We start from the raw sequence: 21,688 nt of genomic DNA on the forward strand, positions 1-21,688 counted from the left end.
CCGCTTAGGTTTCAGGGTAAGGGCGCACAAAAACGGGAGCGTCCGGCTTGGACAGATCGGGCTGATAAGCATAGCCGCCACTGTCGAAACCTGTCAGCGTCGCGGGGTCTGTCAGCCGGTTTTGCACCACAAAGCGCGCCATCGCGCCGCGTGCTTTCTTGGCAAAAAAGCTGACGATTTTCGGACCCTGCCCTTTGTCCTCCATGAACTGCGGTGTAATCACCCGCAGCTTTAACGACTTGAGTGCGACGGCACCGAAATATTCCTGACTGGCGCAGTTCACCAGAACATCGCTGTTTACCGCTTCGGCCTGAGCATTCAACGCCTTGGACAGGTCATCGCGCCAATAGTCATACAGATTTTTGCCCCGCCGCGTCTTCAGGCGGCTGCCCATCTCAAGCCGATAGGGCTGGATCGCGTCGCGCGGGCGCAACACTCCATACAGCCCAGACAGAATGCGCAGATGCTCTTGCGCCCAATCCATCTCGTCTGCATCCAGCGAAGCCGCGTCCAACCCCTGATAGGTGTCGCCGGCAAATGCCAGCGCGGCAGGGCGCAGGGCCTCGGCTTCGGGATCAGCGGCAAAAGCTTGGAACCGGTCACGGTTCAGACGGGCCAGATCGTCCGACAGATGCATCAGCGCCTTGAGATCGCCCAGGGTCAGATTGCGCGCGGTCCTGGCCAGCCGCACCGCGTCTTCCTGCATTGCGGGCGCAGTCATGTCCATGTCGCTCTCGGTCCAGTCCAACCGCTTGGCAGGCGAAATCACAACCAGCATCTGTTTGTCTCCTATGGTTTGCACCTGACCTAATCCGATGGGACGCGAAGGTCCAGATCACGGGAAGACCACCGAGGTACTGCCAGAAATTGTCACCACCCTGCGTTATCCCGATGACACTGAAACAAGACCAAAGGAACTCCCATGCTCACGCTCTATCACGGCCCCAACACCCGCTCGTCCTCGATCATCCAGCTGTTGATCGAAATGGATGTCCTTGACCAGGTCGACATTCGCGTTGTCGGTTTGGTGCGTCAGGGGCAATTCGGCACCCCTGATCCGGCCAATCCCCATCCCGAAGGCAAGGTGCCCTTTCTGGATCATGACGGCACCCTGATCCGCGAAAGAAACGCGATTATCCTGTATTTGACCGACCTTTTCGCCAACCCGATGGGCGTGCAAATCGGTGACGCGCGGCGGGGCAGTTACCTCAGCTGGCTGGCCTATTACGGCAATGTGTTTGAACCGGTGATGGTCGCCCATATCGCGCAGATCGAGCATCCCGCCTTTCACAGCACGTTCCGCGGCCCTCAAGAGCTTTATGCCAGTCTCGCCCGGACGCTGGCACACCAGCCTTATCTGTTGGGTGACACCTATAGTGCCGCTGATCTGCTGATGGTGTCGCCGTTCCTGTTCATGCCGGAATTCGCACCCGATAATGCACAGGTCACAGCCTGGATCGAACGGTGCGGCGCGCGTCCGTCGATCAAGATGATGAAAGAGTATGACGCCGATTTGTTGGAAACGGCTGCTTAACCTTCGGACAACACAGCCAGGAACGCCGCGCCAAATCTTTCGGCGCGGCGTTCACCCAACAGACGTTCCAGCGCTTGGGGGTCGGCACTGCGCATTTGCGCCACCTTCGCCAGTTGCGCGGCGGAACAGCTTAGCGGCTTGTCGGTCCCCGCAGACCCGCGCGCCAGTTGCGCCTGCGCGTCCATCAGCTGATCATAAACCGTTCCCGCAGGCCGCCCCGCCAGTTTGCGCCGCGTCGGGTGCACGTCCTCTGCGGCGCCGTTGATGACCTGCAAGAACGTATCGCCATAGCGTTCAAGTTTCTTGGCCCCGACACCGCTGATCCCCGCCATCGCGTCCAGCGTGGCAGGGCGGGTTTCGGCCATTTCGATCAGCGTGCGGTCCGTGAAAATCACATAGGCAGGCACCCGTGCTGCCTCGGCCAGCGCCCGGCGCTGCGCCTTGAGCGCGCTCAGCAGCGGCGCGTCTTCTTCCGACACCATTTCCTTGACCGCCGGCCGACGGTTGGTGCCCGCGCTGCGGATGCTGTCACGGCGCAGGTTGATCGTGGTTTCGTCCCGCAGGATCGGCAGGGCCGCGTCGGTCATCCGCAGCGCGCCATGGCGGGTGGGATCGGGGCGGATCAGGTCGTGGCCCATCATCTGCCGGAAGACCGCCTGCCACTGGCGTTTGTCGTATTCCTTGCCAACGCCATAGGTCGGCAGGCTGTCATGCCCGCGCTGCGCGATCTTGTCGGTGCGGTTGCCCAGCAGGATATCGATCAGATGGCCCGCGCCGAACCATTCGTCCGTGCGCAGCATCGCGGACAGCGCCTTGCGCACCGCCGTTGTGCCGTCGAACACCTCGGCGGGCTTGTCGCAGAGATCACAACTGCCACAGGTCACGTCGGTTTCACCAAAGTAGCCCAGCAGCGTCTTGCGCCGACACTCCAGCGCCTCGGCCAGACCCAGCAGCGCGTTCAGCCGCCCGTGATCGGCAGCGCGGCGTTCGGGCGGGGCCAACCCCTCGTCAATTTGCGACCGGCGCAGTTTGATGTCATCGGGACCGAACAGGGTCAGCGTTTCGGCAGGGGCACCATCACGGCCCGCGCGGCCGATCTCCTGATAATAGGCCTCGATGCTTTTGGGCAGGTCGGCGTGGGCGACCCAGCGGATGTCGGGCTTGTCGATGCCCATGCCAAAGGCGACGGTGGCGACAACGATCAACCCGTCCTCTTGCTGGAACCGGCGTTCGGCGATGCGGCGGTCTTCGGCGTCCATACCGCCATGATAATGGATCGCACCATGGCCCGCGTCGCGCAGCGCCTGCGCCAGCGTTTCGGTCTTGGCCCGCGTGCCGCAGTAAACGATGCCCGACTGTCCCTTGCGCGCGGCGGCAAAGTTCAGGATTTGCGCCCGCGGCCCGTCCTTGGCGGAAAAGGCCAGATGGATGTTGGGCCGGTCGAACCCGCGCAAAAAGGCACGCGGCGGTTCCCCGTCGAACAGCTTTTGCACGATCTCGGCCTGGGTTTCGATGTCGGCGGTCGCTGTAAACGCCGCCAGCGGCACGTTCAGGGTGCGGCGCAATTCGCCGATGCGCAGATAGTCGGGGCGGAAATCATGACCCCACTGGCTGACGCAATGGGCCTCGTCCACGGCGATCATCGACACGCCGATGCGGCGCAACATGCCCATGGCCGACCCTGCGGCCAGCCGTTCGGGCGCCATATACAGCAGCTTCAACTCACCGCGCTCCAGCGCCTCCCACACGGCATCGGTTTCCTCGGGCGTATTGCCCGAGGTCAGCGCCCCCGCCGACACCCCCGCCTCTTGCAGCGCGCGCACCTGGTCGCGCATCAGGGCGATCAGGGGAGAAATCACCACCGTGACCCCCTCGCGCATCAGCGCAGGCAATTGGAAACACAACGATTTGCCGCCACCCGTGGGCATGATGGCCAACACGTTTTCGCCGTTCGCCACGGCATGCACGATCTCTTCCTGCCCGGGACGGAAAGCGTCAAAGCCGAAAACTTCGGACAAAAGCGTGGCAGCGCCTGTCATATTGAAACCTTGATGTGAATTGTCTGCTCTTTTGATGCAGAGTCACACACTAAGATTCCGTGAACAAGGTCTGCTGCTTCTCTGGTTCAAAAAAATCCCGGGGGCGGCGCGCAGCGCCGGGGGCAGAGCCCCCGAACCCGCCTAATAGTAAAACGCACCGGCGTTGTTCATCAGCACGATCCGCAACACGGCGACACCAACCAGCAGCACCAGCGGCGCCAGATCCAGCCCCCCCATAGGCGGCAGGATTTGGCGGATGCGGCTATAGACCGGCTCCAGCAAACGGTTCAGCCCGTACCAGATTTGCGCCACGACCGGCTGGCGCAGGTTCAACACCTGGAAATTGATCAGCCAGCTCATCACCACATGGGCAATGATGAAGAACCACACGATATTCAGCAGCAGCATCAGGATTTGGAACAACGATTGCATCGGACTCACCTCTTTGGTTGCCCTTCAACTAGTCATGCGCCGGCAAAAGGGCAAGTCTGCCGCGAGGTGATGGTTGACAGCGTGGCCACGCTGCACTGAACAGGGCAAAAAGGAGCCACGCCCATGTTCCCCTTCGTCCGTCTGTTCAAAGATATCCTGATGGCCCGTCGGCTGCCGCCATTGGCCAACTTCAACGACGTTCATATCAGCCGGCATATCTGCTGGCCGTGGGACATCGACATGTTCGGCGAACTGAACAACGGGCGCACCCTGACGCTCTATGATCTGGGCCGGTTGGCGATGGCGCAGCGCGGCGGGTTGGTCGCGGTTCTGTTCAGGAACAAATGGGCGCTGACAATGGCCGGCGCTTCGGTGCGCTATCGCCGCCGCATCACCATGTTCGAACGGTTCACGATGAAATCACGGCTGGTGTGCTGGGATGACCGGTTCATGTATCTGGAGCAGTCGATGTGGAAGACCAACGGCGAATGCGCCAGCCATGTGCTGTACCGCTCTGCCTTGTTGGAGAATGGCCGCGCCATCAATCCCGCCCGCGCCGCCGAAGCGCTGGGGCACAGCCCCGTCAGCCCACCGGTTCCCGACTGGATCGCAGCGTGGATCGACGCCGAAGCAACACGTCCATGGCCCCCCATGCAGGACGAGATTGCGCACCCTGCGTAAACCTTTCCTTGCCTATGCCCTCCGGCCCTGTTTCTAATCGCGGCAACAACTGGGCTGGGGACGGAAATGGCTGACGTATCACTGAAAAAGCGGATCTGGGGCTGGTATTTCTTTGACTGGGCCAGCCAGCCGTACAACACGATGCTGCTGACGTTTATCTTTGGCCCCTACTTTGCCCAGACTGCTGCCGCGCAGTTGATGGCGGGTGGCATGGCCGAGACCGCAGCCAAGGCACAGGCGCAGGCGTTGTGGGGCTATGGGTTGACCGTGGCGGGCATATCCATTGCCGTTCTCGCGCCGATTCTGGGCAGCATTGCCGACAGTTCAGGCCGCCGGATGCCCTGGATATGGCTGTTTTCGGCAATGTATTTTGTTGGTGCCTACGCACTGTGGTGGACCGCACCACAGGACTTTTCCGTGCTCTGGGCGCTGTTCTTTTTTGGCTTGGGTCTGGTCGGGATGGAGTTCGCCACGATCTTTACCAACAGCCTAATGCCTTCGCTTGGCCCCAAGGAAGAATTGGGCGTTTACTCTGGGTCAGGTTTTGCTTTTGGCTATGTAGGCGGAATCTTATCACTGCTGCTAATGCTGCTGCTGTTCGTGAGCGGAGACTCCGGGCGCACGCTGATTGGTCTTGAGCCGCCATTCGGCCTGGACCCCGCGACCAAGGCGAACACGCGCGCTGTCGGCCCCTTCAGCGCCATCTGGTTTGCTGTATTCATGATCCCGTTCTTTTTGTGGGTCAAAGAAACACCCACAAATACACCGAGGCTGCGCTACAAATTCGGTAAGGGCATGAAAGATCTGAAGCAAACGCTGGTAACCCTGCCCCAAAACCCCAGCCTGCTGGCCTATCTTGGATCGTCGATGTTCTACCGTGATGCGTTGAACGGGATGTACACCTTTGGCGGCATCTATGCACTGGGCGTGCTGAACTGGAGCATCATGGAGGTGGGCATTTTCGGTATCGTGTCAGCCACAAGCGGCGCGCTGTTCTGTTGGTTGGGCGGCTATGCCGACCGTGCTTTTGGACCAAAGCCGCTGATTGTCCTGTGCTGCTTCATCCTGATGGGCACCGCTATTCTGATCGTGTCGCTGTCGCCCACATCGGCTTTTGGCATCCAGCTTGCCGAAGGGTCCAACCTGCCCAACATCCTGTTCTATGTGGCGGGGATGCTGATCGGGGCCGCGGGTGGAGTGTTGCAAAGCGCCAGCCGCAACATGCTGACCCGTCAGGGCAATTCCGAACGGATGACCGAAGCCTTTGGTCTTTATGCGCTGTCGGGCAAGGCCACGACGTTTCTGGCCCCTGCGCTGATCGCCGTTGCCTCGCAAGTCAGCGGAAGCCAGCGCTTTGGCGTCACGCCGCTGATCGGGCTCTTTGCAATCGGACTGATCATGCTAGTCTGGGTGAAACCGGATGGAGAGGTCGAGTAATGTTATTGCGTCGTTTGTGTTTTGCCGCCCTGATGGTCGTGACCGCTGCATGCAGTGGCCAATCAGACACCAACATCGACGGCACGCCGCTGCCTGACGTTGATCCTGCCGTTTTGCGCGGATCGGCCAAGGCAGCTTTTGGGGCCGAACGGGTCGGCTCGCAGCAACCGGCGGCTGCCTATGGCAGCTATGCCAAGGGCTGTGCCGCAGGATCGGTGCAACTGGCCGAAACCGGACCCACATGGCAGGCGATGCGCCTGTCGCGCAACCGCAACTGGGGCAACCCCGAACTGGTTGATTTCATCCAAAAGCTCAGCCGCAAGGCCGCACAGCAACCGGGGTGGAACGGCATTTACGTCGGCGACATGAGCCAGCCGCGTGGCGGGCCCATGTTGACAGGGCATCGCAGCCACCAGATCGGGCTGGACGCCGACATCTGGATGCTGCCCGCCGCCAACCTGAACCTTAGCGTGGCCGAGCGCGAGAACATCTCGTCGATCTCGACCCGCCGCGCCAGCGGCGCCTATACCAACGGATCATGGACCCGCGCCCACCACGAGATCATCAAGGCCGCCGCCCAAGACAGCCGCACCGCGCGGATCTTTGTCTTTCCGGGGGCCAAAGTGCAGATGTGCAAGGATGAGAAAGGCGACCGGTCGTGGCTGCGCAAGGTGCGCCCGTGGTATGGTCACCACTATCATTTCCATGTGCGGCTTGCCTGTCCCAAGGGGGCGCGCGGTTGTGTCGACCAAACGCCACCACCGGCCGGTGATGGGTGCGCCGATGCACAGGAATGGGTCAACAACATCCTGAATCCGCCGCCACCAAACCCCAATGCCCCCAAACCGAAACCGCGCCGCGAACTGACTGTCGCCGATCTGCCCCAGCAATGCTCTGGCGTTCTGCGCTCGCGCTGATATGCGCGGCGGCCTGCGTTCAAGCTGAACCGACACTGACATTGGATGGCGTGATTGCGCTGCCGCGTCTGTCGGAAGGCTTTGGCGGGCTGTCCGCCATCGAAGTGTTCGACGGCGGTGCCACAGCACTGGTGCTGTCGGATCGTGGCAACCTTTTCCGTGTGGCCTTTGACCGCTCTGGCGAACCGGCCAAAGTGTCCAGCGCAATCGATGACGGGCGCACAGATGATCTGGGCGACACCGAAGGGCTGGCTGTTGACGCGGCGGGCCGGCTTTATGTGTCGATGGAAGGCCCCGCAGGAATTGCCGTCGAGCGCGCCGCCGGCGGGTTCGATCGCCCGCGCGGGCATCCCGACTTCAACACCATGGACAAAAATCGTGCGCTTGAAGCGCTGGCCGTGGCGCCGGATGGCACCGTTGTAACGGTCCCCGAACACTCTGCCAACGACAGCACGCCCTTTCCCGTTTACCAGTTCGATGGCCACAGCTGGACCAAAGGCCCCTTTCTGCCACGCGACGGTGATTTCCTGCCCACGGGCGCGGATTTCGGGCCTGACGGGCTGTTCTATCTTCTGGAACGCCGCCTGTCCTTTCGCGGGTTTGCCAGCCGTATCCGGCGGTTCGACCTGTCGGCTCCCGATCTGGCCGAAACCACGTTGCTGACCACCGAACCCGGCACCTACGGCAACCTCGAAGGTATCAGCCTTTGGCAGGATACGCAGGGCGTCACCCACCTGACTTTGGTGGCCGATGACAACTTTTACACGTTTTTCAGCAACCAAATGGTCGAATTCACGCTGACAGAATAACTTGCACGATTGTGCGCTTGGGCCTATGGAACGCCCCTCTGCTATCGTGGCGGGCCAAGTCACCGCACCCTCGTAAGAACGGAACACAGCATGAATCGCGCCTATATACCCGGCATCATTGCCATGGCCGCCATTGTCGTGGCCTCGAACATTCTGGTCCAGTTCCTGTTCGGCCAATGGCTGACATGGGGCGCATTCACCTATCCGCTGGCCTTTCTGGTCACCGATATCATGAACCGCATCTACGGCGCCCCCGCCGCCCGCAAGGTTGTGCTGGCCGGATTTGTCGCTGGGGTCATTTGCAGCCTGATCGGCACACAGATCATGGGCGAATTTGGTCCGCTGGTGACGTTTCGCATCGCCGTGGCCTCGGGCGTTGCCTTCCTGACCGCGCAGTTGCTGGACGTCGCTATTTTTTCGGCGCTGCGCAATGGAGCGTGGTGGCGCGCGCCGCTGGCATCGACGCTGGTCAGCAGCAGTGTTGACACGATTTTGTTCTTCTCGATCGCCTTTTCAGGCGCGCTGTCATTCATCCATCCTGCAACCGATGTTTCCTGGGCATCAGAAGCCCTGCCTTTGTTGGGTTTTGGCCCCGTGGTGCCGCTGTGGATCTCGCTGGCAGTTGCAGATTGGTCGGTAAAATTATTGCTTGCTTTGACAGCACTTATCCCTTTTCGGGCGATTACCCGTCACTTTATTTGAAAAAAGTGTTTTGACAATTCGCGCTGACGTGCCAACCTGCAAGTGTCTGAAACAATTGAAAGGAGGTGCTCTAGTGTCCAGAAAGGTATTGGAGAGAGGTGTCGGAACAGCTTGGAGGAATGCCTGCTAGGGCAGCCCTTGGCGATGTGATCCACCAAGTGGACCATTTGGTCTAACCGACCCCGCCTCCTGAAACTTTCGAGAGGGCCGCTGGCAAACGTCAGGCGGCCCTTTTTCGTACCGGTTCAGGCCGCAACCGCTTTGGCGTTCAGATAGCGCCATGCGCTGATTTCCGCATCAAAGGGTTCGGCATCAACGGGTAGGATGCTGTGCATTGCCTCGACCAGTTCAGACGTGTGTTCCGGCGTGCCCACGACAACATATTTATTTATGTTCGACACAGCCCGCAGGCGGGATTTCAGTGTCTCCCAACCCAGCGCACCCGTGGCTACGGTGCCATCGTAGCGGTCAAAGATCAGCATCAAATCCACCTTGCCGGGCTGATCGAAAACATCGTTCAGATAAGCAGCAAGCGCCGTCATATCCCCGGCGCTGACTTCGCCGGTGATACGGAAGACATACAGATCGGCGCGGTTGGTGGCGATCTGGATCAGGGATGGCAGTTTCAGCATGGTGGTCTCCTGTGCGGGATTCACGAACAAACGCCCCTTCCCGCCGGATCGTTCCGATGCGATAACGGGTGCATGCTGCGTATCAATGACACCATTGCCATCGAAGACTGGGAACTGAGCGAGACTTTCGTGCGCTCTTCGGGCCCCGGCGGGCAAAATGTGAACAAGGTGTCTTCGGCGGTCGAGTTGCGGTTCGAAGCCGCGCGCAGCCCGAATTTGCCCGATCCGGTCAAGACCCGGCTGAAACGGCTGGCCGGACGGCGCTGGACCAACGAGGGCGCGCTGGTCATCCAGTGCGAAGAGACCCGCAGCCAGGCCCGTAACCGTGACATTGCCCGCGACCGGCTGGTTGATCTGATCAAGGCCGCGCTGGTCAAACCCAAACGCCGCATCGCCACGCGCCCGACACTGGGATCGAAAAAGCGGCGGCTGAAGGAAAAAAAGGTGCGCGGCGAGGTCAAGTCGTTGCGCGGGCGGGTCGATCCGGACTGACCCGTGCTGGTCATTGGTGGAATTCTGGGCTTAGGTATCCGCGCCCCTGACAGGAGTCAGCCCCGTTGATACGCGCCACCGACAAAACCGGCCTTGCCATTGTGCTCAGCCTTGTTGCGCTTGCGCTGTTCGACGGCATGGGGCTGATTATCAAGCTGCTCTCTGCCGACTATTCCGCCGCCGAGTTGAGCGCATGGCGCAATATTTTTGGCCTGATCCCCGCAGTGATCGCCTTGGCCACTTCGCGGAAGTGGCGTGAAACCGGACGCAGTTTCAAGCTACGGCAGTGGAAGCTGGCCCTGTCGCGCGGGGCGATTGTGACCGTTGCCCAGCTGTTTTTCTACCTGTCGCTGGGACGGATGGAATTCGCCACAGCATCCACCATCACCTATGCCAACGCGCTGTTCATGACCGCGCTGGCGGTGCCGTTGCTGGGCGAAGTTGTCGGCTGGGTGCGATGGAGTGCGGTGATGATCGGCTTTGCCGGTGTGGTGCTGGTGATGCAGCCGGGCAGTGATACATTTTCAACCGATGCGCTATATCCGCTTGGGGCTGCGTTCATGTATGCGCTGGTCGCCGTGACCGCGCGGATGTTCGACGAGGATGTGCCCAGCCCCTTGGTCAGTTTCTATTCCAATTCGGCGGCGATGGTGGGGGCGACGCTGTTGGCGCTGGCCTTGGGCGGGTTCAGCCCTGTGGCGCTGCCGGATATCCCCTGGCTGATGGCGATGGGGGCATTCGGCGGCACGGCAGTGCTGATTATCGTGGTCAGCCAGCGCATGACGGAACAGGCGAACCTTGCCCCGTTTTCCTACTTTGGCATCCCGTTTGCGTTCCTGCTGGGCTGGCTGTTCTTTGGCGAGACCCCGTGGGACGCCCTGTTCCCCGGCGCGATCCTGATCGCGGCGGGCGGGTTGTTGATTGTGTGGCGGGAGCGAGGGAAGAAGGCGGCTTAAACCACCACTTCGATCTTATCCTGATCCCCGACACCGAACACCCGCTTGTAGCGGTCAATTTCCGACTGCGGGCCCATGGCCTTGTTGGGGTTGTCCGACAGTTTGACCGTCGGGCGTCCGTTGGCCGAGACTGCCTTGCACACCAGCGAGAACGGCGCCAGCGCATCGTCCGGCACCAGTCCGCGAAAGTCGTTGGTCAGCAGCGTGCCCCAGCCGAACGACGGCAGCACCCGCCCCTTGAACTGCTTGTGCAGCGCGATGATCTTGTCCACGTCCAGCCCGTCCGAGAAGATCACCCGCTTTTGCGTCGGGTCTTCGCCGCGGCTTTTCCACCAGTCGATGGCCACTTCGGCCGCTGCCGCCGGATCGCCGCTGTCGATGCGGATACCGGTCCAGCCGGCCAGCCAGTCGGGAGCGTTTTCGAGAAAGCCCCTGGTGCCATAGGTGTCAGGCAGGATGATGCGCAGGTTGCCTTCGTGTTCGTCGTGCCAGTCGGACAGCACGTCATAGGGCGCGCGGAACAGCGCGTCGTCGGTGTCCGCCAAAGCAGCATAGACCATCGGCAATTCATGCGCGTTGGTGCCGATGGCTTCCAGTTCGCGGTGCATGGCGATCAGGCAATTCGAGGTGCCGGTGAACTTGTCCCCCATACCTTCCTGCATGGCCTGAACACACCAGTCCTGCCACAGGAACGAATGACGGCGGCGTGTGCCAAAATCGGCGATGCCCAGACCGTCGACCTCGCGCAGGGCCTCGATCTTTTCCCAAACACGGGTCATGCCGCGCGCATAGAGGATTTGCAGCTCGAAACGGTCCATACGATCCAGCACCGCGCGGCCGCGCAGTTCCATCAGGATTGCCAGCGCAGGGATTTCCCATAGCATGACCTCGTGCCATTTGCCCTCAAACGTCAGCTCGTATTGGTCGCCCTTGCGTTCCAGATGGTAGGGCGGCAGGCGCAGGCCTTCGAACCATTCCATGAAATCAGAGCGGAACATCTGGCGTTTGCCGTAGAAGGTGTTGCCCCGCAGCCAGGTGCTTTCGCCGCGGGACAGCGACAGCGACCGCACATGGTCAAGCTGTTCGCGCAATTCGCCTTCGTCGATCAGGTCGGCCAGCGGCACCGATTTGGTGCGGTTGATCAGCGAGAATGTGACCTGCGTGTCCGGCTTGTTATGAAAGATGCTTTGACACATCAGCAGCTTGTAAAAGTCGGTGTCGATCAGAGAACGGATGATCGGGTCGATCTTCCACTTGTGATTCCAGACGCGGGTGGCGATGTCGACCATCTCGGGCATTCTCCGTTTGCTTTGCCTGTTTTGCCCGTTGACTTGGGCAGTGGCAAGGGCGCTGGTGCCTCAGGAGGTTAGGGACACGCCCGCCGCTTTCATGGCCTCGACCGCTGCGATCAGAGAACCGTCCAGATCAATGGCACGGCACAAATCCATCTGAACGGTTACGTCAAAACCAAGCTTCGCCGCATCCACCGCCGAGAAGTTCACGCAAAAATCAGTGGCCAGACCGACCATCGTTATTCGGTCGATGCCACGGGTGCGCAAATAGCCTTCCAGCCCTGTCGGCGTCTTATGGTCGTTCTCGAAGAACGCCGAATAGCTGTCGATGGCGGGGTTAAAGCCTTTGCGGATCACCATATCGGCGCGGTCGGTGTTCAGATCGGCGTGGAAAGCCGCCCCGTCGCTGCCCTGAATGCAGTGGTCGGGCCACAAAACCTGCGGGCCATAGGGCATCTGGATCAGCGCAAAAGGGTCGTGCCCTGCATGCGACGCGGCAAATGAGGAATGCCCCGCCGGATGCCAGTCTTGCGTCAGCACAACGGCGTCAGCAGATGCCATCAACGCGTTGATACCGGGCACGATCATATCGCCTTCGGCCACGGCGAGTGCGCCACCGGGGCAGAAATCGTTCTGGACGTCGATCACGATCAGGGTGTGGCTCATACGGTGTCTCCTGTTTGCCCTATGGCGTAGGCGGATGGCCGCGGCGGGTCAATGTTTGCGTCCTGTTCAGACAGCCATTTGCCGATGCGTGGCCAAAGCGTTTGCGCTGCAGCGCGCGAGCGGATCAGGCGGGCATGGTTGAAATCTTCGGGATAGCCTGTGGCGGTGCCACACAGTTCCAGCTGCGCCTGCGGGCCGAACATCTGCGCAAAATCGCGGCAGCCCGCGACGGGGGCGATCAACCGGTCGCCGCCCCCCGCCAGCACCAGCGTCGGCAGCTTTTGCGCGGCAAGGCGCGGCGACAGGGGGCCATGCGTGTCACCGATCACACCGGTGCGGTTCCAGCCCAGCCATTCGTCCATTATGCCCGACGCCTCGTTGCACGGCCCGATATTGATCAGCCGCACCGGCCAATAGCCACGCCTGCGCCCGATCTGCGCCAGCGCCAGCATGGTCATGCGAAACCGCCACGGCCCATCATAAAACCGCGTGGCCTGCGCACCCATCACGCACAGACTGCGGACGCGGGCGCGCAGGTCATGCCGCGCCAATGCCATTGCCATGGCCAGCCCTCCGCCGGAATGGGCCACCAGATGCACCGCCCCGTGTCGTTGTGCGACATAGGCAATGGCCTGCGCCATTTCGCCATCGCCTAGCCCGGTGTAGTCAAGGTGCTGAACCCGCCCCGCGCCAATGTCCCTGCCGCGCCATTCAATGATATAGGTGGGCCGCCCCGCGCCGATCTTCTGTGCCAGTGGCAGGCACGTCGCAGCGGTGGAAAATGTCCCGTGCGAGATCAGCACCGGCGTGCCGCTGCCATCGCTGACACGCAGCAATCGTCCCGGGCCTGTGAAATCTGTTATCTCGTCCATGTCCACAGCGTTCAGCCGAAGCACGGGCGCGTCAACGCTGCCGTGGCGTCTGCCTGCGGCAACCGTGCCTCTTGTCTGGTCGCGACGTCAGGCGTATTTGGCGTGGCATGTATATTATCGCTGCCCTTTACCACTTTACCCGCTTCGATGCGCCGGACGCGATCAAGCCTGCCTTGCTGGACCTGTGCATAGCCCAGGAGGTCAAAGGCACATTGCTGCTGGCGGGCGAAGGCATCAACGGCACCATCGCAGGCCCGCGCGCGGGTATCGACGCGGTGCTGGCGCATATTCGCGCGCTGCCCGGTTGCGCGGGGCTGGAGTGGAAGGAAAGCACGTCCGAAACGCCGCCCTTCGGCAAGATGAAGGTGCGGCTGAAGCGCGAGATCGTGACGATGGGCCAGCCCGATGTCGATCCGGCGGCGCGGACGGGGCATTATGTAAACCCCGCCGACTGGAACGCACTGATCACCCGCGACGATGTTGCCGTGATCGACACGCGCAACGATTACGAAGTGGCGATTGGCACTTTTGACGGCGCAATTGACCCGCAGACCGCCAGCTTTGGCGAGTTTCCCGCCTGGTGGGAGGCCAACAAGGACCGCTTTCACAACAAGAAGATCGCGATGTTCTGCACCGGCGGCATCCGCTGCGAGAAATCGACCAACTTCCTGTTGGGTCAGGGGATAGAAGATGTCTATCACCTGAAGGGCGGTATCCTGAAGTACCTTGAAGAGGTGCCCGAGCAGGACAGCACATGGAGCGGCAACTGCTTTGTCTTTGATGGGCGGGTCAGCGTGGGCCACGGGCTGCGGGTTGGGCCGCACATGCTGTGCCACGCCTGCCGCCGCCCCGTGTTGCCCGCCGATCAGGCGCGCCCCGAATACGAGGCCGGCGTCAGTTGTCACCTGTGCATCGACGAGACGTCAGAGGTCGACAAGGCGCGGTTCCGCGAGCGTCAGCGCCAGATCGAACTGGCCCGTGCGCGCGGCTTCGATCATCTGTCGGCGCCGATGGTCACGGGCAAGGGTGAGGCTTAGGCCGCGACTAAACCGGGCTTGCGTGGACGCGAACGTGACAACAGCCACAGCATGATGCCCACGTTCAACAGGTTAAAGGCAATGCCGTTCCAGAACGCCATCTGGTAGCTTCCGGTCACGTCATAGATCCAGCCCGACATCCAACCGCCGATCGCCATGCCTGCGATGGTTGCCATCAACACAAAACCGACCCAGGCACCAGCTGACCGCGCAGGCATGTATTCGCGCACGACCAGCGCATAGCTGGGCACGATCCCGCCCTGCGACAGACCAAAGATCAGCGACACCACATAAAGCGAAACCAGCCCGTCCGAAGGCAGGTAGAAAAACAGCGCCAGACATTGCAGCCCCGACCCGATCAACAGTGTGCGCACACCGCCCAACTGGTCGGCGACCATGCCCGATACCAGCCGCGAGAACACCCCGCCCAGCAGCATCAACGACAGCATTTCCGCGCCAGCAACCGGGCCATAGCCCAGATCGACGCAATAGCTGACAATATGCACCTGCGGCATCGACATCGCCACGCAACAGCCAACGCCTGCCAGCCCCAGCAACAGCGCAAGGTTTCGTGGTGACAGGCCCACAGATTTGGCGTTGCTGTCCGATGCAGCCTGTGCCGCGTTCTGCGCCTCCTGAGGAATGCGACGCCGCAGCAGCAGTGCCAGCGGGATCACGGTGACCAGTGTGACCACAGCCAGAAACGTGTAAACGCTGCGCCAGCCGCTGTCGGCCAGCAGCCCGGCCAGCACCATCGGCCAGATCGCGCCCGACAGGTAATTGCCGCTGGCAACGATGCCCACGGCTATGCCGCGTCGGCGCATGAACCAATGCGAGATATCCGCAATCAGCGGACCAAAACCTACCGCCGAGGCCAGACCGATCAACAGTTGCGCGGCGCTGAGCATGAACACCGAGGTTGCGAACAGGGCCAAAGTATAGCCCGCAGCAATCCCCAGGGCCGCCCCGATCAGTGATCCGGTCACGCCGAACCGGTCCACCGCACGGCCAATCGCAAAGTTGCCCAGCGCAAAGCCGACCATGGTAAGTGTATAGGGCATGGAGGCCTGCGCACGGGTCAGCGCAAATTCCGCTTCAAGCGCAGGCATGATCATGATCACCGCCCACATGCCGACATTGGCCACCATCGCGACGCCCAGCGTGATCAACAGCCGGGTCCACGAATATTTGCTGTCCAGAACCGTCATTTCATCCATGCCTGAATCCTTTTTTGCATCAGCGCAGAACTCGCGGTCCGGTGCAACCGCCGACACCTGCCAGGCCGCGGGCAAGTATTACCTACAATTACGTTTGTTAAGCCGCTGGAAAGGCTTGGCTGATAAATCTGCACTTGGGTGAATAAAAGGGTGAGTGACATGGCTGCGCAAAGCAATGCGGCGCCAATCATCATCAAACGTAAAAAGGTCGTAGGCGGCGGCGGGCATCATGGTGGTGCCTGGAAAGTTGCTTATGCGGACTTCGTGACCGCTATGATGGCCTTTTTTATGTTGATGTGGTTGTTGAACGCGACGACAGAAAAGCAACGCAAAGGGATCGCGGATTACTTTACGCCGACGATCGCTATCAATCGGGTGTCGGGCGGCGGCGACGGGTCGTTTGGCGGCGACAGCACGTTTTCAGAAGAAGCGCTGCCCTTTAGCGGTGTGCGTCCGGTGGTGGTCGCAAGCCGGGCAACCGGGTCCGAAGGCACGGACGATGCCGAAACCACCGAACTCAAGATGCTTGAATCCGAGCTTATGGGATTTGGCGGCGAATCTGCCCTCATGGAAAACGAGCTGGAACACGTCATTACCAAGCTGACGGACGAAGGTCTGGTTGTTGAGTTGTTCGCGATGCCTGACGCACCGCTGTTCGATCCGCAAACCGGACAGGCGACGCCCCTGCTGCAGCGACTGGCGGCCTTGCTGGTGCAAACCGGGCGGTCCGTGAAAAACGACATCGCGGTTGGCGCACATGTACCTGCCCAGCCGGTGGTGGTTGCCAATGTTCAGGTCTGGGACCGGTCGACCGAACAGGCAACAATCATGCGTCATTTGCTGGACGATGCCGGCCTGGCGGCGGGGCGGGTGAAACGCGTGACAGGATACGCCGACCGCGATCCCGCAACGCTGAACCCGATGGATATCCGCAACAACCGTATCAAAGTGGTCTTCCTGCGATAGCGGCCGGGCACTTTGACAAATAGAACGGATTTTATCTGTTAGTGCTGTGTTAAGCACACCGCGCCTATCTGTTGCATCAACTTGGTTCTGATGCAGCAGAAAGGCGTATCCATGACAATTTCTTCTTCGCTCAACGCAGGTATTGCGGGATTGCAGTCCAATGCGACGCGGCTGGGGTCGATTTCGGACAATATCGCGAACTCCAGCACTTTCGGATACAAGCGCGTGGTCACGGATTTCAACTCGCTGGTGCTGTCCAACTCGGGGGTGTCTTATACTGCGGGTGGCGTGCGGGCTTCTTCGCAACGGCTGATAAGCGAAAGCGGATCGCTGGTCAGCACGTCGAACGCCACCGATCTTGCGGTGCGCGGGCGCGGCATGTTGCCCGTCGCGGCAAAAGCAAGCGTGGTGGGCGGCGACAGCGCACCCGAAATGATGCTGACCACCACCGGCTCTTTCCGAGTGGACGAAGATGGCTATCTGGCCAGTGAATCCGGCCTGTTGCTGATGGGGTGGCCGGCCAACAACGATGGTACGTTCCAGTCATTTCCGCGCGACACCAATGACGGGCTCGAGCCGATCCAGTTCTCGCTGAATCTCAGTGGCGATCCGACCACGCAGGTGTCGCTGGGCCTGAATCTGCCCGCCACATCGACCATTGCCGGATCAGCCGGCGCAACGCAGAACCTGTCGGTCGAGTATTTTGACAACCTGGGCACATCGCAAAGCGTATCGCTGGAATTCACCCCCACCGTTCCAGCCACGGGCAGTTCAAATGAATGGACGATAACCATGCGCGATTCCGCGCAGGATGATGCCGTGGTCGGTGAATATGTCCTGACTTTCAACGATACACGCGCCGATGGCGGCACCATCGCATCGGTAACGACCGTGACGGGCGGGGCATATGATCCGGTAACGGGCGAGGTGATTGTCGACGTCGGCAGCGGCCCGGTTTCGTTTGATATCGGCGCGTTGGGCGACAATCAGGGGATCGTCCAGCTGTCGGACACGTTCGCACCGATCTCGATCATCAAAGACGGCAGCCCCGTGGGCAACATGATCTCGGTCGAGGTTGACGCCAATGGCTATGTCAACGCGATCTTTGACAGCGGCGTGACCAGTGTTCTGTACCAGATCCCGCTGGTGGATATGCCCAACCCCGGCGGCTTGATCGCCCTGGATTCGCAAACCTACAAACCCTCTGTTGAAAGCGGGCCCTATTTCTTGTGGGACGCGGGCGATGGCCCCACGGGCGACCTGAAAGCCTATGCCCGTGAGGAATCGACTGTCGATGTCGCAACCGAACTGACCGAGATGATCCGCACCCAGCGGGCCTATTCATCGAACGCCAAGGTTATCCAGACAGTCGACGAAATGTTGCAGGAAACAACGAATATCAAACGCTAAACGCAGCACCCGCCCCCTGATCGGAGCCTTTCATGTCCCTTACCGGCGCCCTGAACAACGCACTGTCCGGCCTGTATGCCAACAGCCGCAAATCCGAGCTCGTCGCATCAAATATCGCCAACGTCGGCACACCCGGGTTCCGGCGCCGCAGTCTGGATGTCTCGGCTGCTTTGTTGGGCGATCAGGGGGGCGTTAAGGTCAACGGCGTCGTCCGTCACACCGATTCCGCGCTGCTGCATGACCGCAGGATGAGCAGTGCGGAATTTGCCCGCAACGATGCGATGACCCGGTTTCTGGCGGGCTTCGAGGACAGGCTGGGAACGCCGGATGTTGCCTATTCCCTAAGCGGTCGACTCGCGACCTTTGAAAACACGCTGATCACAGCCGCCAGCCGTCCCGATGCACAGGAACGACTGGATGGTGTTGTGATCGCGGCCAAGTCGCTGGCGCAATCCCTGAAGGCAACATCGGATGCCATTCAGGCCGACCGCACCCATGCAGATCGTGAAATCGATATACAAGTGAACACCGCCAACGATCTCCTTTCCCAACTGCAGGCCATCAACGGCCAGATTGCCAAGTCAGGCGGCAGGGCACGCGACAATGCCGCCCTGCAAGACCACCGCGATCTACTGGTGGATCAGCTATCACAAATGATCCCCCTGCGCACGGTGTCCCGCGCGCACGGTGCGATTGCCATCTATTCAACCGGCGGCGCGGTTTTGCTGGACGGCTCCGCCGCCGAGATCGGCTTTGAGCCCACATATAGCGTCGCCGCCGGCATGGAGATTGACCCCGGCGCGTTGTCCGGGCTGACGATTAACGGCAAAGCCATCGCAACAGGGTCAGAAACCAGCCCGCTGCGCGGCGGTAGTCTGATTGCGCAATTTGCAATTCGTGACGAAATGGCCCCCGAGGCGCAGACCCAACTGGACGCACTAGCCCGCGATTTGATCGAACGGTTTCAGAACATATCAGAGGATACCACACGCGCACCCGGCGATCCGGGGCTGTTCACCGATCAGGGCGTTGTTTTTGACTCCTTGAATGAAGTTGGTCTGTCCGGGCGTATTGCGATCCATGCCGCAGTCGACCCCGACACCGGCGGCGAATCCTGGCGCATGCGCGATGGTGTGAATGCCGTGGCCCAAGGGGAAGTCGGCAATGCGTCGCTGTTGCAAGCCATGACCGATGCACTGCATCTCAAGCAACCTGTTGCTTCGGGCAATTTTGGCGCTGGCAGCTTCAGCCTGGCGGGACTTGCCGCCAGCCTGACCTCTCAAGTTGGCTCGGACCGCCTCTTCGCCGACCAGAGGCTCAGCTTTGCATCAACCCAACTAAACGAACTGATCCAGCGCGAGCTGGCGGACGGCGTCGACACAGACGCAGAATTGCAGAGGTTGATGGTCATCGAACAGGCCTATGCCGCGAATGCACGGATCATCGAGACCGTCGATGAACTGATGGACATCCTGATGAGGCTTTGAACCATGAACACGACACTTGGCGATCTCGCACAATCCTTCATGCTACAACGCCGCGGGGCGGCATTAAAAAACGACATTCACCGACTGACGCAAGAACTGTCCACGGGCCGCGTGGCCGACACCAAATCGGTGCTCGCTGGAAATTTTTCCTACCTGAGCGACATCGAGCGCGACGTACGCGTGCTGGAGGGCTACAAGGTGGCCACCACAGAAGCCGCCCAATTCACCGAAACGGTGCAAAACATTCTGGATGGCATCCAGACGAATTCCAGCGATCTGTCCGACACGATGCTTCTAATCTCGACCAGCGCAGTAGAAACTGTCCTGCCCCAGGTCGAGGCAGATTCGCGCGCGAATCTGGCCAACCTTGTGTCTTCGCTGAACGTAGATTTCGGGGGCCGCAGTTTGTTCGCAGGCGCAGCGACAGATACCGCACCGCTGGTGTCAGAAGAGGCCATCTTGACGGGGCTGATCTCTGCGGTCGCTGGTCAAACCACGGCCTCCGATATTTTTGCAGCTGCTCAGGCCTGGTTTGACAATCCCGCGGGTTTCCGCGCTGCCGTCTATCAGGGATCTGACAACGCTCTTTCGCCCTTCGTTTTGTCGGATCAGGACCGATTGAACATCGACATCCGCGCCGACAATCCGGTGTTGCGCAACCTGATGATGAACACTGCAATCGGGGTCATAGCTTCTGACCCAAGCCTTGCCTTGGATGTCGCGGTGCAACGTGCGGTCATTGCCCAAGCTGGGCAAAATCTGTTGGGTTCTCAAGATCAAATGACCAAAATGCGCGCTGAGGTCGGGTTTTCTCAGTCACGCATTGAAGATGTTCGCGCCCGTAACGCGGTTGAGGCAACTTCGCTGGAATTCGCGCGCAGTGCGCTGTTGGCTGCCGATCCCTATGAAACCGCCACCAAACTGGAGGAAGTCCAATTTCGTCTCCAAGGCCTGTATTCTGTCACGGTTCGCCTGTCCGAACTGTCTTTGCTGAACTTTATACGATGAAAGGGCTGATTGTCTTTGTTTCTTGGTTCTGTCTGGCAGGCATCGTCGCAGCGGGCCCCGTGCGCATCAAGGATCTGGTTGAATTTGATGGTGTGCGAGGCAACGATCTGGTCGGTTACGGTTTGGTGGTCGGCCTGAACGGTTCGGGAGACGGATTGCGCAACGCGCCCTTTACCGAAGAAATTATGAGCAACATCCTGGAACGGCTGGGCGTCAACGTGACCGGCGAACAGTTCCGCCCCAAGAATGTCGCAGCTGTCTTTGTGACAGCCGCGCTTCCGCCCTTTTCACGGGCCGGCGGGCAGATTGATGTGACCGTTTCTGCCATCGGTGATGCCAAAAGCCTGTTGGGTGGAACCTTGATCATGACACCGTTGAACGCTGCCGACGGCGAGATTTATGCAGTTGCACAAGGTACAATTATTGCCGGGGGGGTGGTGGCCGAAGCAAATGGCGCGAATGTGACCCAAGGCGTCCCCACCGCTGGCGTTATTCCCGCCGGTGCAAGAGTTGAACGCGAAATTGACTTTGATTTGTCGACGCTTACCAGCCTGCGTCTGGCTTTGCGAAATGCGGATTTTACCACTGCCGCGCGCATCGAACGCGCCATCAACTCGGACTTTGGGCGCCCGGTTGCCTTCATGTTGGACAGCGGCACGGTTTCACTCAACATCCCGCAAACGCGTATGGCGTCTGTTGCGCATGCTTTGGGGCGGATCGAGAACATCACGGTCGAACCCGAGCGCAAGGCCCGCGTTGTCGTTGACCAACGTTCGGGAACGATCGTTATGGGCGAGGATGTCAGGATTTCGCGCGTGGCAGTGTCACAAGGCAATTTGACTCTTCGCATTCAAGAGGCGCCTTTGGCCGTACAACCAAATCCGTTTTCCGAAGGCGAAACTGTCATTGTGCCGCGTGCACGTGCTGACATTCAGGAGGAACCCGGCATTGGACTTGCAGAAGTGCCTGACGGTGCATCGCTTTCCGAGGTTATTGCCGGTCTCAATGCTTTGGGCGTATCTCCGCGCGACATGATCGACATCTTGAAAAGTATCAAAGCTGCCGGCGCCCTGCATGCCGAATTTATCGTGCGTTAGTCTGT

22 protein-coding genes are annotated in these 21,688 nt (G+C 60.4%); 14 read left to right on the plus strand and 8 right to left on the minus strand.

The annotated features are described in order from the left end of the window. Positions 1 to 4 precede the first annotated feature (4 nt). Complete coding sequence (gene yaaA / locus DSM107133_RS17565) at positions 5 to 778, minus strand: peroxide stress protein YaaA (RefSeq protein WP_114291704.1); 774 nt, start codon at positions 776 to 778, stop codon at positions 5 to 7. A 144-nt stretch (positions 779 to 922) separates the two neighbouring features. Between yaaA and DSM107133_RS17570 the strand changes: the two genes are divergently transcribed. After that, on the plus strand, positions 923 to 1,534 hold the full coding sequence (locus DSM107133_RS17570) for a glutathione S-transferase family protein (protein ID WP_114291705.1): 612 nt from the start codon (positions 923 to 925) through the stop codon (positions 1,532 to 1,534). Here DSM107133_RS17570 and recQ read toward each other — a convergent pair. Together recQ and DSM107133_RS17580 are read right to left on the minus strand one after the other, a co-directional pair. Beyond that, positions 1,531 to 3,573: a DNA helicase RecQ gene (gene recQ / locus DSM107133_RS17575; RefSeq protein ID WP_114291706.1), complete on the minus strand. Its 2,043-nt coding sequence runs from the start codon at positions 3,571 to 3,573 to the stop codon at positions 1,531 to 1,533. The genes DSM107133_RS17570 and recQ overlap by 4 nt on opposite strands. 141 nt (positions 3,574 to 3,714) lie before the next feature. Next, complete coding sequence (locus DSM107133_RS17580) at positions 3,715 to 4,005, minus strand: YggT family protein (RefSeq protein ID WP_114291707.1); 291 nt, start codon at positions 4,003 to 4,005, stop codon at positions 3,715 to 3,717. Positions 4,006 to 4,128: 123 nt separating this feature from the next. Here DSM107133_RS17580 and DSM107133_RS17585 point away from each other — a divergent pair, with 123 nt between their 5' ends. From DSM107133_RS17585 to DSM107133_RS17605, 5 genes are all read left to right on the plus strand, one after another. Beyond that, entirely contained in the window at positions 4,129 to 4,686 is a 558-nt protein-coding gene (locus DSM107133_RS17585; RefSeq protein WP_114291708.1) for an acyl-CoA thioesterase, read from the plus strand. Positions 4,687 to 4,752: 66 nt separating this feature from the next. Next, positions 4,753 to 6,123 (plus strand): MFS transporter, encoded by a 1,371-nt coding sequence (locus DSM107133_RS17590; protein ID WP_114291709.1) that lies wholly within the window; start codon positions 4,753 to 4,755, stop codon positions 6,121 to 6,123. Further along, on the plus strand, positions 6,123 to 7,040 hold the full coding sequence (mepA, locus tag DSM107133_RS17595; protein ID WP_114291710.1) for a penicillin-insensitive murein endopeptidase: 918 nt from the start codon (positions 6,123 to 6,125) through the stop codon (positions 7,038 to 7,040). The genes DSM107133_RS17590 and mepA overlap by 1 nt, the downstream gene beginning before the upstream one ends. After that, complete coding sequence (locus DSM107133_RS17600; protein WP_114291711.1) at positions 7,013 to 7,849, plus strand: esterase-like activity of phytase family protein; 837 nt, start codon at positions 7,013 to 7,015, stop codon at positions 7,847 to 7,849. Before mepA ends, DSM107133_RS17600 begins: the two co-directional genes overlap by 28 nt. Before the next feature lie 90 nt (positions 7,850 to 7,939). After that, complete coding sequence (locus tag DSM107133_RS17605) at positions 7,940 to 8,551, plus strand: queuosine precursor transporter (RefSeq protein ID WP_114291712.1); 612 nt, start codon at positions 7,940 to 7,942, stop codon at positions 8,549 to 8,551. A gap of 245 nt (positions 8,552 to 8,796) precedes the next feature. Here the strand turns inward: DSM107133_RS17605 and DSM107133_RS17610 are convergent, their stop codons facing one another. Beyond that, positions 8,797 to 9,183 carry an STAS/SEC14 domain-containing protein gene (locus DSM107133_RS17610; RefSeq protein WP_114291713.1) on the minus strand — a complete coding sequence of 129 codons (387 nt, stop codon included), beginning with the start codon at positions 9,181 to 9,183 and terminating at the stop codon, positions 8,797 to 8,799. A gap of 72 nt (positions 9,184 to 9,255) precedes the next feature. Between DSM107133_RS17610 and arfB the strand changes: the two genes are divergently transcribed. Next, positions 9,256 to 9,675, plus strand: coding sequence for an alternative ribosome rescue aminoacyl-tRNA hydrolase ArfB (gene arfB / locus DSM107133_RS17615; RefSeq protein ID WP_114291714.1), 420 nt, complete (start codon positions 9,256 to 9,258; stop codon positions 9,673 to 9,675). A gap of 65 nt (positions 9,676 to 9,740) precedes the next feature. Continuing rightward, positions 9,741 to 10,631: a DMT family transporter gene (locus DSM107133_RS17620; protein WP_240310353.1), complete on the plus strand. Its 891-nt coding sequence runs from the start codon at positions 9,741 to 9,743 to the stop codon at positions 10,629 to 10,631. On the opposite strand, the gene pncB is transcribed toward DSM107133_RS17620, so the two are convergent. The 3 genes from pncB to DSM107133_RS17635 form a co-directional block, all read right to left on the minus strand. Further along, on the minus strand, positions 10,628 to 11,920 hold the full coding sequence (gene pncB, locus DSM107133_RS17625; protein ID WP_114291851.1) for a nicotinate phosphoribosyltransferase: 1,293 nt from the start codon (positions 11,918 to 11,920) through the stop codon (positions 10,628 to 10,630). The two genes, DSM107133_RS17620 and pncB, sit on opposite strands and share 4 nt — an antisense overlap. 69 nt (positions 11,921 to 11,989) lie before the next feature. Beyond that, positions 11,990 to 12,589, minus strand: coding sequence for a bifunctional nicotinamidase/pyrazinamidase (gene pncA, locus DSM107133_RS17630; RefSeq protein ID WP_114291715.1), 600 nt, complete (start codon positions 12,587 to 12,589; stop codon positions 11,990 to 11,992). Continuing rightward, complete coding sequence (locus DSM107133_RS17635; RefSeq protein ID WP_162791941.1) at positions 12,586 to 13,461, minus strand: alpha/beta fold hydrolase; 876 nt, start codon at positions 13,459 to 13,461, stop codon at positions 12,586 to 12,588. Before DSM107133_RS17635 ends, pncA begins: the two co-directional genes overlap by 4 nt. 107 nt (positions 13,462 to 13,568) lie before the next feature. Between DSM107133_RS17635 and DSM107133_RS17640 the strand changes: the two genes are divergently transcribed. Beyond that, the gene (locus DSM107133_RS17640; RefSeq protein WP_114291717.1) at positions 13,569 to 14,498 is read left to right on the plus strand and encodes a rhodanese-related sulfurtransferase; all 930 of its coding nucleotides are present in this window, start codon (positions 13,569 to 13,571) and stop codon (positions 14,496 to 14,498) included. On the opposite strand, the gene DSM107133_RS17645 is transcribed toward DSM107133_RS17640, so the two are convergent. After that, positions 14,495 to 15,715 (minus strand): MFS transporter, encoded by a 1,221-nt coding sequence (locus DSM107133_RS17645; protein ID WP_114291718.1) that lies wholly within the window; start codon positions 15,713 to 15,715, stop codon positions 14,495 to 14,497. The genes DSM107133_RS17640 and DSM107133_RS17645 overlap by 4 nt on opposite strands. Positions 15,716 to 15,874: 159 nt before the next feature. On the opposite strand from DSM107133_RS17645, the gene DSM107133_RS17650 reads away from it, so the two are divergent. From DSM107133_RS17650 to DSM107133_RS17670, 5 genes are all read left to right on the plus strand, one after another. Further along, entirely contained in the window at positions 15,875 to 16,681 is an 807-nt protein-coding gene (locus tag DSM107133_RS17650; protein WP_114291719.1) for a flagellar motor protein MotB, read from the plus strand. A 111-nt stretch (positions 16,682 to 16,792) separates the two neighbouring features. Beyond that, positions 16,793 to 18,091: a flagellar hook-basal body complex protein gene (locus DSM107133_RS17655; RefSeq protein WP_205387738.1), complete on the plus strand. Its 1,299-nt coding sequence runs from the start codon at positions 16,793 to 16,795 to the stop codon at positions 18,089 to 18,091. Positions 18,092 to 18,123: 32 nt separating this feature from the next. Then, positions 18,124 to 19,578: a flagellar hook-associated protein FlgK gene (flgK, locus tag DSM107133_RS17660; RefSeq protein WP_114291720.1), complete on the plus strand. Its 1,455-nt coding sequence runs from the start codon at positions 18,124 to 18,126 to the stop codon at positions 19,576 to 19,578. Between the two features lie 3 nt (positions 19,579 to 19,581). Then, complete coding sequence (locus DSM107133_RS17665) at positions 19,582 to 20,586, plus strand: flagellin (RefSeq protein WP_114291721.1); 1,005 nt, start codon at positions 19,582 to 19,584, stop codon at positions 20,584 to 20,586. Next, complete coding sequence (locus tag DSM107133_RS17670) at positions 20,583 to 21,683, plus strand: flagellar basal body P-ring protein FlgI (protein WP_114291722.1); 1,101 nt, start codon at positions 20,583 to 20,585, stop codon at positions 21,681 to 21,683. Before DSM107133_RS17665 ends, DSM107133_RS17670 begins: the two co-directional genes overlap by 4 nt. The last annotated feature ends 5 nt before the right edge of the window (positions 21,684 to 21,688 follow it).

The sequence above is a fragment of the Pseudosulfitobacter sp. DSM 107133 genome (assembly GCF_022788695.1).
Lineage (GTDB): Bacteria > Pseudomonadota > Alphaproteobacteria > Rhodobacterales > Rhodobacteraceae > Pseudosulfitobacter.